The sequence below is a fragment of the Pseudomonas baetica genome (assembly GCF_051216495.1).
Lineage (GTDB): Bacteria > Pseudomonadota > Gammaproteobacteria > Pseudomonadales > Pseudomonadaceae > Aquipseudomonas > Aquipseudomonas baetica_B.
On record NZ_JBPKAM010000076.1, the window covers coordinates 19,469 to 32,214 of the forward strand.

A 12,746-nucleotide genomic window follows, 5' to 3' on the forward strand; every position below is an offset into this window, starting at 1 on the left:
AAAACCGCTAATTTTTCGTGTATTTCCGGAGTTCGCTGAATGTCTGTCGGATGGCTGCGCGCCTGTGCGCTGGTGATGTTGGGGCTGTTCAGCGTGTCTGCGCTGGCCAAGGATAAAACCGCGATCGTGGTCGGGGGTGGGGTCGCGGGCCTCACGGCGGCTTACGAGTTGCAGAACAAGGGCTGGCAGGTCACGCTGCTGGAAGCCAAGTCGAGCCTGGGCGGTCGTTCCGGCATGGCCACCAGCGAGTGGATCGGCAACGACAAGGTCCAACCGGTCCTGAACAAGTACGTATCGACCTTCAAACTGAGCACCACGCCAGCGCCGGAGTTCGTGCGGACCCCGGGCTACCTGATCGACGGCGTGTATTACACCGCTGCCGATCTGGCCACCAAGGAACCGGCCACCGCCGAAGCGCTCAAGCGCTACGAGAAAACCCTCGACGACCTGGCGCGCTCGATCGATGACCCGCAAAACCCGGCAGCCAACAACACCCTGCACGCGCTGGACCAGATCAACGTATCCAGCTGGCTCGACAAGCAGAACCTGCCGGCCACTGCACGCCAGTTGGTCAATCAGCAGATCCGTACCCGCTACGACGAGCCTTCGCGTCTGTCGCTGCTGTATTACGCCCAGCAGAGCAGTGTTTACCGTAACGTCTCCGACCGTGACCTGCGCGCTTCGCGACTGGTCGGTGGCAGCCCGGTGCTGGCCCAGGCTTTCGTCAAGCAGCTGAAAACCATCAAGACCAGTTCCCCGGTCTCGTATATCTCCCAGGATAAGGATGGCGTCACCGTCAAGGCCGGCAGCAACGATTACAAGGCTGACTATGTGGTGCTCGCCGTGCCATTGCGCGCCCTGAACAAGATCCAGATGACCCCTGCGCTGGATGCCCAGCACCTGGCCGCGATCAAGGGCACCAACTACGGCTGGCGCGACCAGATCATGCTGAAATTCAAGACACCCGTGTGGGAAAGCAAGGCGCGGATGTCCGGTGAAATCTACAGCAACACCGGCCTGGGCATGTTGTGGGTCGAGCCAGCCCTGAAGGGCGGCGCCAACGTGGTGATCAACCTGTCCGGCGACAACGCCCGGGTGATGCAGGCCTTCGGCGACAAGCAGATGGCCGACCAGGTGCTGATTCGCCTGCACGCGTTTTATCCACAAGCGCGCGGCTCGTTCACCGGCTATGAAATCCGTCGCTACAGCACCGACCCTTCGATGGGCGGCGCTTACCTGGCCTTCGGCCCGGGCCAGATCAGCAAATTCTGGCGCTTGTGGGAACGTCCGATTCAGCGTGTAGCCTTCGCCGGCGAGCATACTGACACCTTGTACCCAGGCACTCTGGAGGGCGCGTTGCGTACCGGTCAGCGGGCGGCCAGCCAGGTTGAAGACCTGGCAGCGGGTAAGTCGTTTGAACCGGCCAAGGCCGCTCCAGTGGCAGCCGCGGCTGCGGCCGGCGCGGTGGCGGCGAAGAAGGGCAACTTCTTCACCAACCTGTTCGGCGGCTCGGATGACGACAAGAAGCCGGAACCGGTCAAGGCACCAGAGCCGGTTGCTGTAGCGCCTGCACCAGCCCCGGCGCCGGTAGCAGCACCTGCTCCGGTCGAAGCACCGAAGCCTGCTGCCCCGGTGAAGGCCGAACCAGCCAAGAAGGCACCGACTAAAACGGCTGCAAAACCGGCAGCCAAGACCGAGGCCAAGAAAGCGCCAGCCAAGGCTCCGGTGAAAAAAGCCGAAACGGCGAAGAAGCCAGCGGCTAAACCTGTGGCGACCGCTGAGGCCAAGGCTCAGTAAGGTACAGGCGTAAAAAAGCGCGGCCTGAGGGCCGCGTTTTTTTTTGCTCGTTTATCCAGTATGAGGCGTTACGGGTTTGTGTACTGAGTACTGGAGTTGAAATCCAGGGTTCCGGTCCTACACAGGCTGGTGATTTATCAGCCACTTCCCACAAAACAACCAGAAGCTACCGATAAGTAACGTTCGAACTCGAAATTTATGCTCTTCAAAAACAGGAGGGCGTATGAAAACGCTAGTAGCAGTAATGATATTGATCACTCTTTCTGGCTGTGTGGCTGGTCATCCAATAACTCGAGATCAGGGCACTGAACTGGCCCACAAATGCCGGATAGACCCGTACTACCATGAATGTTTACAGCCCCCTCCACTCTTCCATAACTAGAGAGAGGGCGCTGCCTAACAGTCGTTAATTCAGACTCTGCGGTCTATCAGGTAGATCGCATGCGCAGGACTTACGATTGCTGCGCAGCCGAACGCAGACTTCGTCAGCAGCTCGCAGCAAAACCTTGGACGCGACGGCCACACTTTTTGTGACTGAGGAAAAATCGCCACCGCCAATCGAATAAACCTTCGGGTGGAGGTGTTCTCGGGTTGGACTACATTCTTTTGCAGCCATTGGGCTTTTAATCTCGCCTTAACCCACCGATTTCAGACTCTTGATCGTATTTCTCGATGTTTCAAAGCAAATTTTTCCGCTTTAATTCGATAGATAACTCTTTAGTCTTGGGTCGCAGTTCTCACAGGATTTGGGCAATGCAGCTACGTAACTCTACTTCCCGCTATGGTCTGGTCAGCATCGTCATGCACTGGGGCGTGGCATTGGCAGTGTTTGGTCTGTTCGCACTGGGGTTGTGGATGGTCGGTCTCGACTACTACAGCACCTGGCGCAAAGACGCGCCCGATCTGCACAAGAGCATCGGCCTGGTGTTGCTCGGCGTGATGGTATTGCGGGTGTTGTGGCGCTTTATCAGCCCGCCGCCACCGACCTTGTCCAGCTATAGCCGCATGACGCGCCTGGGCGCCAAGTTCGGCCATGGCTTCCTGTATCTCAGTCTGTTCGCTGTGATGATTGCCGGTTACCTGATTTCCACCGCAGAAGGTGTCGGGATTCCGGTGTTTGGGCTGTTTGAAGTACCTGCGCTGGTGTCCGGACTACCGGACCAGGCAGATACCGCTGGCGTGATTCATCTCTGGCTGGCATGGGTACTGGTAATTTTTTCCGGCCTCCATGCGTTGGCAGCATTGAAGCACCACTTTATCGATCGCGATGTGACCCTCAAGCGAATGCTGGGTCGCAAAGCCTGACGTTCAACCTCGACTCCAAAGGAAAACAAAGCATGTTGAAAAAGACTCTGGCCGCTCTGGCAATCGGTTCCGCGCTGTTGTCCGCCGGTAACGCAATGGCCGCTGATTACGTGGTCGACAAGGAAGGCCAGCACGCCTTCGTTGATTTCAAGATCAGCCACCTGGGCTACAGCTTCATCACCGGTACTTTCAAGGACATCGACGGCAAGTTCAGCTTCGACGCTGCCAAGCCTGAAGCCAGCAAGATCGAGTTCAACGTGAACACCGCCAGCGTGTTCACCAACAACGCTGAACGTGACAAGCACATTTCCAGCAAAGACTTCCTGAACGGCACCAAGGCAACCTTCGTGTCCACCAGCGTCAAGCCAACCGGTAAAAACGCCGATGGTAAAGACACTGCCGACGTGGCCGGTGACCTGACCATCCTGGGCGTGACCAAGCCGATCGTGGTCAAGGCCACTTTCCTGGGTGAAGGCAAGGATCCATGGGGCGGCTACCGCGCTGGTTTCGAGGGTACCTTCGACCTCAAGCGTTCCGACTTCGGCAAGCAGAAGGACCTGGGCCCATCGTCCGATGCGGTTGAAATGTACGTCTCGTTTGAAGGTGTGAAAGCGAAATAATTTTCGCGCCTGACAAAACAACGCCCGCTGCTCTCACGAGCGCGGGCGTTTTTTATTGCTGTACAAAAAAACTGCGGGCAACACAAAAACCTGTGGGAGCGAGCCTGCTCGCAATGGGGGGCCTTACAGTCGACATTGATGGTGACTGATACACCGCCATCGCGAGCAGGCTCGCTCCTACAGGGTTCTTCATTGCCAAAAAAATGCCCCGGGTCTTTCGATCCGGGGCATTTTTTATCTCTGCGACAAATCAGCGATTGCGGGTCAGCAATGCCGGTTTTTCACCACGAGGACGGCTTGGCAGTTGATCCAGTTGCTCAGGTGTCGGGAAGCGGTCGACTTTCGACTCCTTGTGCATGATCTTCGGACCGCTGCGCGGGTTCTGTACGGCCGGCTCGGCGCGGGACTGGTCGTCACGGGCAGGGCGGCGATTGCGCGAGTCTTCGCGACGGGCCTGGCCATCACGTGAACCACCGCTGCGCGGACCACTGCGTTTGCCCGCAGGCGTGCCGGTGGTGGTGCCATCGCTGTTGCGCGGACCGCTCTGGCGACCCTGTGGCTTGCCGCCCCGTGGAGCGCCCGAACCGGTGCCCTGGCCTGGTGCACCTGGGCGGCGACCACGACCCGGAGCCGGGGTTTGCTTCGGCACGTAGTCGACGCGGTTACCGAAGTTATCGATATCGTCGTCCAGGAACTCGTCCGGCGCACGATCAGCAGCGGCGCGTGGCGGCTGGCTTGGTTGACGCTGTTCACGGCTGCCTTCGCGTGGCTTCTGCTGGCGGGCAGGACGCTCACCGCGTTCGGTTTTCTCGCCAGAGCCAGGTTTTTCCTTGCCCTTGTCCTTGCCCTTGTCTTTACGACCGCCACCGCCGCCGTTCGGGCCGTCGCCGCGTGGGCCACGGGCGTTACGCGGGTTGCGCATGTCCGGACGTTCACGAACTTCCGGTTTTTCAGCTTCCACGGCGCTGGCATCGAAGCCCATCAGGTCGCCATCGGCGATTTTCTGCTTGGTCATGCGTTCGATGCTTTTCAGCAGTTTTTCTTCGTCCGGTGCCACCAGCGAAATGGCCTCGCCGGAACGACCGGCACGGCCGGTACGACCGATGCGGTGCACATAGTCTTCATCGACGTTCGGCAGTTCGAAGTTGACTACATGCGGCAATTGGTCGATGTCGAGGCCGCGCGCGGCGATGTCAGTGGCGACCAGGATGCGCACGGTGCCGGCCTTGAAGTCGGCCAGGGCCTTGGTGCGGGCGTTCTGGCTCTTGTTGCCGTGAATCGCAACGGCGCTCAGGCCATGCTTGTCCAGGTATTCGGCCAGGCGGTTGGCGCCATGCTTGGTGCGGGTGAACACCAGCACCTGTTCCCAGGCGCCAGCGGTGATCAAGTGAGCCAGCAATGCACGCTTGTGGCTGGCAGGCAGGCGGAACACACGCTGTTCGATACGCTCGACCGTGGTGTTCGGCGGCGTGACTTCGATACGTTCCGGGTTGTGCAGCAGCTTGCCGGCGAGGTCGGTGATGTCCTTGGAGAACGTTGCCGAGAACAGCAGGTTCTGCCGTTTGGCCGGCAGGCGGGCCAGGACTTTCTTCACGTCATGGACGAAGCCCATGTCGAGCATGCGGTCGGCTTCGTCCAGCACGAGGATTTCCACGTGGGACAGGTCGACGCTGCCTTGGCCGGCGAGGTCGAGCAAGCGGCCAGGGCAGGCCACCAACACGTCTACGCCACGGGACATGGCCTGAACCTGAGGGTTCATACCAACACCGCCGAAGATGCAGGCGCTGACGAACTTCAGGTCACGGGCATAGACCTTGAAGCTTTCGTGTACTTGCGCCGCGAGCTCGCGAGTAGGGGTCAGGACCAGTACGCGCGGTTGGCGCGGGCCGTGACGCTGGGATTTGTCCGGATGACCGTTGGGGAACAACCGTTCCAGAATTGGAAGGGCGAAACCGCCGGTTTTACCAGTACCTGTCTGCGCCGCGACCATCAGGTCGCGACCTTGCAACACGGCGGGAATGGCCCGCTGTTGCACCGGAGTAGGCTCGGTATAGCCCGCATCTTCGATGGCGCGGACCAAAGCCTCGGAGAGACCGAGGGAAGCAAAGGACATGAGTAATCCTGTTTTAGTTAGGGCTGGGCCCAATGGGAGTCTTGCCTGGCGCGAATGGCGTTTAAGAGGACGCAATCCCGTCCGGTCCTGCTGGGTTTCGAAAGCTCGTCTGGAGCGCTCGCGCGGGCTGAAAAGCTGCGCTGTAGCGGAGTCGAGGTGCCTTGAACGATTCCGAGCGTCCGGGCGTGAGCCTGGCGGGAAGGCCGGAGTATAACAGAGCAATCACTGCGCGCCGCTTTCCTGCTGCTCAACGGTTTTTGTACGGGTGGCGGTGACACTCGTGGCATTCGTCGAACTTGCCGGGGCGGCACCGTAACGGGCGCTCAGTTCCGCGTAGGCCGGTTCGCGCTTGAAGCGCTTGAGTTCGGCGCCGAAGCGCTGCACCAGCAGATCCATGCCAGCATTGCGGCGTACTGCGAGAAACTGGCTCTGCTGGCTGATCACGGTCGGGTTTTCGGTAATCTTGTCGCGGATGTTCAGCTCATCGAGCAAATGCTGGCCTACCCGGCGGTCGGTAATCAGCAGGTCAATCCGTCCGCGCACCAGTTTGCCGAAGTTGGCTTCATGGCTCGGTGCCGGTTCGCGGTTGAACAGCGTCGACTCCCGGAAATCCTGGCTGTACAGGTAGCCCGGTGAGGTGCCGATGGTCAGGCCGCGCAGTTCGTCGAGGGTACGGAAGGGGTGCGGTCGCTCGTTGGCATAGAACATCACGAACTGGACTTCCGAGAGCGGTTCGCTGGGGTAGAGCAGTGTCGCGTCGCGTTCGTCGCTGTGGAAAATATCCAGCGCGCCATCGGCCTGACCCGATTCGAGCATCGACAGGCAGCGTTTCCATGGCAGGAACTGCCACTCCACCTCAATACCCAGGCGCTTGAAGACAATCGCCGTGGTTTCGTAGTCCAGCCCGAGGGATTTACCGTTCTCTTCGTAGACATAAGGCGCCCACGGTTCCGTGACAATGCGCAACTTCTCGCCCCGAGCAGCGAAGCTCAGGCAAGTGAAGACAAACACGGCGATTAACTGCGTGATCAAAGGCATGGGCTTGAGATTACGACGAGAAACGGGAAAGAGCCAGAAACTGGCTGCAGATGCTCTAACTCCGGGGATTGCTGCACAAAAAGAGTGCGCTGAAAAGTAAAAGATCGCAGCCTGCGGCAGCTCCTACATTGAAAAGGGGAACTTCCGTGGGAGATGCCAACAGCTGTTATCTCTTGATCTTGCTTGTAGCTTTCAGCTTGTCGCTTGTCGCTGTTTCAACGCGGCAACTTCAGGTTGTTCCACACCGCCAGGCTCGCTTCAGCCTGATTCAGTGTGTAGAAGTGCAGCCCTGGTGCGCCACCTTGCAGCAAGCGTTCGCACATTTCGGTGATGACTTGCTCGCCGAAACGCTGAATGCTTTGGGTATCGTCGCCGTACGCTTCCAGTTGCTTGCGGATCCAGCGGGGGATTTCCGCGCCGCAGGCGTCGGAGAAGCGTGCCAGTTTGCTGTAGTTGGTGATCGGCATGATGCCTGGCACGATCGGAATGTTCACGCCCAGCGCCCGCACACGATCGACAAAGTAGAAGTAGCTGTCGGCGTTGAAGAAGTACTGAGTGATCGCGCTGTCGGCGCCGGCTTTGGCCTTTCGCACGAAGTTGGCGATATCGTCTTCGAAGTTGCGCGCTTGCGGATGCATTTCCGGGTAGGCGGCGACTTCGATGTGGAAATGGTTGCCGGTCTCTTCACGAATGAATTCAACCAGGTCATTGGCATGGCGCAATTCGCCGCTGGCCATGCCCATGCCCGATGGCAGGTCACCGCGCAGAGCGACGATACGGTTGATGCCGGCGGCCTTGTACTGGCTCAGCAGGCCGCGCAAGTCGTCCTTGCTGTCACCGACGCAAGACAGATGCGGTGCGGCAGGGATTTTGACTTCGCTTTCGAGCTGCAGCACGGTGTTGAGGGTGCGATCACGGGTCGAACCGCCAGCGCCGTAGGTGCAGGAAAAGAAATCGGGATTGTACGTGGCCAGCTGACGGGCAGTGGCGATCAGCTTTTCATGCCCAGCGTCGGTCTTCGTAGGGAAGAACTCGAAACTGTAGCGACGATCTTGGGACATGGAGGAGACCTCCAGCTACAAGCCTCAAGCTGCAAGCTGCAAGAGACGCGGAGGTGCGCTTGTCTCTTGTGCCTGAAGCCTGCTGCCTGAAACTGTTTTGGCAAATTGGGTCAAAGCGATCGGCTTCGCGCGGCAAGGTCGGCTTTTGGCACTTGCTTGCCGCTTGAAGCTTAAAGCTTGCAGCTGCTCTTAGTAGCGATAAGCGTGCGGCTTGAACGGACCTTCAACGGTCACGCCGATGTAGTCGGCCTGGGTCTTGGTCAGTTGGGTCACAACGCCGCCGAAACCGCGGACCATTTCCAGGGCCACTTCTTCGTCGAGTTTCTTCGGCAGTACTTCAACGGTCAGGCGCTCGGCTTTCTGGGCTGGCGACAGGTCGGCGTACTTCTGGCCGAACAGGAAGATCTGCGCCAGCACCTGGTTGGCGAACGAACCGTCCATGATGCGGCTTGGGTGGCCAGTGGCGTTACCCAGGTTAACCAGACGGCCTTCGGCCAGCAGGATCAGGTAGTCGTCATTCTGCGGATCGAAGCTGCCAGCACCGGTACGGTGGATCTTGTGAACCTGTGGCTTCACTTCTTCCCATGCCCAGTTCTTGCGCATGAAAGCGGTGTCGATTTCATTGTCGAAGTGGCCGATGTTGCAGACAACAGCGCGCTTCTTCAGGGCTTTGAGCATGTTTGCATCGCAAACATTGACGTTACCGGTGGTGGTCACGATCAGGTCGATCTTGCCCAGCAGCGCCTTGTCGATGCTCGCTTCGGTGCCGTTGTTGATCCCGTCGATGAACGGCGAAACCACTTCGAAGCCGTCCATGCAGGCTTGCATGGCGCAGATCGGGTCGACTTCGGAGACCTTGACGATCATGCCTTCCTGACGCAGGGACTGAGCGGAGCCCTTGCCCACGTCACCGTAACCGATGACCAGCGCTTGCTTGCCGGACAGCAGGTGGTCGGTACCGCGCTTGATGGCATCGTTCAGGCTGTGACGGCAGCCGTACTTGTTGTCGTTCTTGCTCTTGGTCACCGAGTCGTTGACGTTGATGGCCGGGATCTTCAGCTCGCCCTTGGCCAGCATGTCCAGCAGGCGGTGAACGCCAGTGGTGGTTTCTTCGGTCACGCCGTGAACGCGATCCAGTACCTGTGGGTACTTCTTGTGCAGCAGCTCGGTCAGGTCGCCGCCATCGTCGAGGATCATGTTGGCATCCCAAGGCTGGCCATCCTTGAGGATGGTTTGCTCCAGGCACCACTCGTACTCTTCTTCGGTTTCACCTTTCCAGGCGAAAACAGGGATGCCGGCAGCGGCGATGGACGCAGCGGCCTGGTCTTGAGTCGAGAAAATGTTGCAGGACGACCAGCGTACTTCGGCACCCAGGGCAACCAGGGTTTCGATCAGCACGGCAGTCTGAATGGTCATGTGGATGCAGCCGAGGATTTTCGCACCCTTGAGCGGTTGCTCTTCGGAATACTTGCGGCGCAGACCCATCAGGGCCGGCATTTCGGATTCGGCGATGATGGTTTCGCGACGGCCCCAGGCAGCCAGGGACATGTCGGCGACTTTGTAATCGTTAAAATCTGCAGGCGTGATAACAGCGCTCATAAGAGCCTCCATTCGTAATGTATGCGAATGGGCGCCGTTGTGCGTTTAGTGCCGGACCGATCAAGGCCTGGCAACGCCCCATCCGAGCCTGACAGGTCTAGCCTGCTGCAGCGCCCCTCGGACAGGTGGCGGGAAAACGGTAGCAAGTACAGGTTACCGTTTTGAAACGGGGGCGATTATAGCCGTCTATGCTGATCTTCCAAAGGGTTTCTGTCGGTCAATGCGCGAACGGTAATAGTGGCTATAGAAGATGCCGAATAGAGCTCTGGCCCGGGGTCTGCCAAGATACCGCCCATCATTCGGCAAGACGCTCAGGAGTGAACATGAATTTCCACACCCGCAAATGGGTCAAGCCCGAAGACCTGAACCCCAACGGTACGCTGTTCGGTGGCAGTCTTCTGCGATGGATCGACGAAGAAGCGGCGATTTATGCCATCGTCCAGTTGGGTAACCAGCGTGTCGTCACCAAGTACATTTCCGAAATCAACTTCGTCAGCGCCTCGCGCCAGGGCGACATCATCGAACTGGGCATCACGGCCACCGAGTTTGGTCGTACCTCGATCACTCTGACCTGCGAAGTGCGCAATAAAATTACCCGCAAGAGCATCCTGACCGTGGAGAAAATGGTCTTCGTCAACCTCGGCGAGGACGGTTTGCCTGCCCCGCACGGCCGGACCGAGATCAAGTACGTCAAGGACCAGTTCAAGGATGATGACGCCGGTCAGTGAGAGCTGTGGCGCCCCTTTCGCGAGCAGGCTCGCTCCCACATTTAACCGCAATCCCTTGTGGGAGCGAGCCTGCTCGCGAATCTAGCAATGGAGATTTATCAGGCTACTGAACAGCTGTGATCCCCGCGGGTCGTAACTAAATGACCTGCCACCGGTTGCACGCGCCATGAACTCGCCAAACGACGGTAAGACCCCCGACCTCTCGCCCAAGGAAAAGCACGAAGTCGAGAAAAGCCAGCCACCCCGCGCGGCGGTTTTGCATGAAATCATCCGCCTCCAGGGCGACCAGGAACTGGAGCGCAGCATCGCTGCGCTGTGGTGGTCGGCCCTGGCCGCTGGCTTGACCATGGGCTTGTCCTTGATGGGGATGGGCTTGCTCAATTCCCGTCTGCCGGACGGCGAAGGTTTCAAGGTGATCGCCAGTTTCGGCTACTGCGCCGGATTTCTCGCGGTGATTCTCGCCCGTCAGCAACTGTTCACCGAAAATACCCTGACCGCCGTGCTGCCGATCATGAGCAAACCGACGTTGGGCAATTTCGGTCGGTTGCTCCGGTTGTGGTCGGTGGTGTTGTTCGGCAACCTGTGCGGTACCTTGCTGGTGGCCTATGTAATGCTGGAGCTGCCGATTTTCGACAGCAAGACCGACGTGGCCTTCCTCGACATCGGTAGCAAGGTCATGGAAAACCACCCTAGCCAGATGTTCGCCAAAGGCATTATTTCCGGCTGGATGATCGCCACCATGGTCTGGATGATCCCATCCATGGAGAGCGCCAAGATGTGGATCATCATCCTCATCACCTATTTCATGGCGCTGGGGGATTTCACCCACATCGTAGTCGGCTCGCTGGAAGTCTCGTACCTGGTGTTTGCCGGCGAACTGCCGTGGAAGGACTTTTGGCTGGTGTTCGCCGGGCCCACGCTGGTGGGGAACATCATCGGTGGCAGTTTTATCTTTGCGCTAATCAGTCATGCGCAGATTCGCAGTGAAAGCGGGCCGCCAAGAAACACAGCGGATCAGACCGAGGAGCCCGATCCGCGGAAGGTCAAATAGTCGTCAGCCCGGCACGTTAACCGCAGCCGTGCCCCGACGCTGAAGATAGATGAAGAACCGCGCGGTCAGCACCGTCAGACCACTGACCAGTGCGCCGGTCCACGGCAAGTCCGCCAGATCCGCGCCGCTGGCCACCACCAGACCGCCAATCCAGGCGCCGGCCGCGTTGCCAAGATTGAACGCGCTCTGATTCAGGGTTGAGCCCAGGTTCGGCGCTTCGTGGGCCTGATCGATGATCAGCAATTGCAGGATCGGGCACAGGGCGAAAGCAAAAATCCCCCACAGCACCAGGGTAACCGCGGCCGGGACAACTGAGTGGCTGGTCTGGCTGAAGGCGGCCAATACCAGCACCACGGCCAACGCCATGCCGACCAGTGAAGGCAGCAAGCGGCTGTCCGCCAGGCGACCACCGAGCATGCTGCCCGCCGTCAAACCCACGCCGAATAACAGCAACATGATCGTCACGCCATGGGGGCTGACGCCGGTGATGTCTTGCAGGATCGGCGCGATGTAGGTGAACACGCTGAACAGGCTGGTCGAGGCCAGTACGCTCATGCCCAGCGCCAGTAGCACGTTGGTCTTGCCCAGTACCTTGAATTCGCTGGCGAGGTTGGCCTTGTCCATCGCAATGTTTTTCGGCAGCCAGGCCCATTGGGCAATGGCGGCGACGACACCGATCACCGACACCGCCCAGAACGTCGAGCGCCAGCCGGCGTATTGTCCGAGCGCGGTACCCAGTGGCACACCCAATACGTTGGCCAGGGTCAGCCCGGTGAACATCATGGCGATCGCCTGGGCCCGTTTGTTCGGTGCCACCAATCCGGCAGCCACCACCGAGCCGATACCGAAAAACGCACCGTGACACAGTGCCGTAATCACCCGGGCGGCCATCAGCGTGGCGTAGTTCGGTGCCAAGGCGCAGAGCATGTTGCCGAGGATGAACATCAGCGTCATGCCCAGCAGCGTGGCTTTGCGCGGCATGTTGGCGGTGCCGACCGCGAGGATCGGTGCGCCGAACACTACACCCAGAGCGTAACCGGTGATCAGCAGGCCGGCATGGGGAATGCTCACCGCGAGATCGCGGGCAACATCGGGCAGCAGGCCCATGATGACGAATTCAGTGGTGCCGATGCCGAACGCGGCAACAGCAAGGGCAAGCAAGGCGAGTGGCATGCGCAAGGTCTCTGTCGGTAGTCTTGACGCTGTGATCAGGCATACGCATGCCAACGACCTTTCTCAATGAGAGCGGCCAAAGGCAGATTTTATTGGAATTAGTCTGTGCGCAACTGAGTGCGGCGTGGTCGGTTGCAGTATAAACAGCTGCTGACACATCGCGAATCAATTCTCTACCCCCTGTAGGAGGGGGGGGGGGGGGGGGGGGGGGGGGTGTTGGTGTGTATGCCCCGCGCAGGCGATCAGGACTCTAGCCATCAC

At 59.2% G+C, this 12,746-nt stretch carries 10 protein-coding genes and 1 riboswitch; of the genes, 5 read left to right on the forward strand and 5 right to left on the reverse strand.

Annotation, left to right across the window (positions count from 1 at the left end; all coding sequences use genetic code 11):
- Positions 1-39: 39 nt before the first annotated feature.
- The 3 genes from ACSFE6_RS22850 (at position 40) to ACSFE6_RS22860 (ending at position 3,722) form a co-directional block, all read left to right on the forward strand.
- A complete protein-coding gene (locus tag ACSFE6_RS22850) occupies positions 40-1,797 on the forward strand; it encodes an FAD-dependent oxidoreductase (protein WP_435429703.1) in 1,758 nt (585 codons plus the stop codon).
- Between the two features lie 753 nt (positions 1,798-2,550).
- A complete protein-coding gene (locus ACSFE6_RS22855; RefSeq protein ID WP_435429704.1) occupies positions 2,551-3,102 on the forward strand; it encodes a cytochrome b in 552 nt (183 codons plus the stop codon).
- 32 nt (positions 3,103-3,134) lie between these two features.
- Positions 3,135-3,722: a YceI family protein gene (locus ACSFE6_RS22860; protein WP_435429705.1), complete on the forward strand. Its 588-nt coding sequence runs from the start codon at positions 3,135-3,137 to the stop codon at positions 3,720-3,722.
- A gap of 250 nt (positions 3,723-3,972) precedes the next feature.
- Here ACSFE6_RS22860 and ACSFE6_RS22865 read toward each other — a convergent pair whose 3' ends face one another.
- The 4 genes from ACSFE6_RS22865 to ahcY form a co-directional block, all read right to left on the reverse strand.
- Complete coding sequence (locus ACSFE6_RS22865) at positions 3,973-5,835, reverse strand: DEAD/DEAH box helicase (protein WP_435429706.1); 1,863 nt, start codon at positions 5,833-5,835, stop codon at positions 3,973-3,975.
- A 222-nt stretch (positions 5,836-6,057) separates the two neighbouring features.
- The gene (locus ACSFE6_RS22870) at positions 6,058-6,873 is read right to left on the reverse strand and encodes a substrate-binding periplasmic protein (protein ID WP_435429707.1); all 816 of its coding nucleotides are present in this window, start codon (positions 6,871-6,873) and stop codon (positions 6,058-6,060) included.
- Between the two features lie 215 nt (positions 6,874-7,088).
- Positions 7,089-7,934, reverse strand: coding sequence for a methylenetetrahydrofolate reductase [NAD(P)H] (gene metF, locus ACSFE6_RS22875; RefSeq protein ID WP_435429708.1), 846 nt, complete (start codon positions 7,932-7,934; stop codon positions 7,089-7,091).
- 189 nt (positions 7,935-8,123) lie between these two features.
- Positions 8,124-9,533 (reverse strand): adenosylhomocysteinase, encoded by a 1,410-nt coding sequence (ahcY, locus tag ACSFE6_RS22880; RefSeq protein WP_435429709.1) that lies wholly within the window; start codon positions 9,531-9,533, stop codon positions 8,124-8,126.
- A gap of 22 nt (positions 9,534-9,555) precedes the next feature.
- Positions 9,556-9,658: riboswitch (S-adenosyl-L-homocysteine riboswitch) on the reverse strand.
- A gap of 198 nt (positions 9,659-9,856) precedes the next feature.
- Between ahcY and ACSFE6_RS22885 the strand changes: the two genes are divergently transcribed.
- A complete protein-coding gene (locus tag ACSFE6_RS22885) occupies positions 9,857-10,261 on the forward strand; it encodes an acyl-CoA thioesterase (protein ID WP_046039304.1) in 405 nt (134 codons plus the stop codon).
- Between the two features lie 166 nt (positions 10,262-10,427).
- The gene (locus ACSFE6_RS22890; protein WP_435429710.1) at positions 10,428-11,312 is read left to right on the forward strand and encodes a formate/nitrite transporter family protein; all 885 of its coding nucleotides are present in this window, start codon (positions 10,428-10,430) and stop codon (positions 11,310-11,312) included.
- Between the two features lie 3 nt (positions 11,313-11,315).
- On the opposite strand, the gene ACSFE6_RS22895 is transcribed toward ACSFE6_RS22890, so the two are convergent.
- Positions 11,316-12,485: an MFS transporter gene (locus ACSFE6_RS22895; RefSeq protein WP_435429711.1), complete on the reverse strand. Its 1,170-nt coding sequence runs from the start codon at positions 12,483-12,485 to the stop codon at positions 11,316-11,318.
- Positions 12,486-12,746 lie beyond the last annotated feature (261 nt).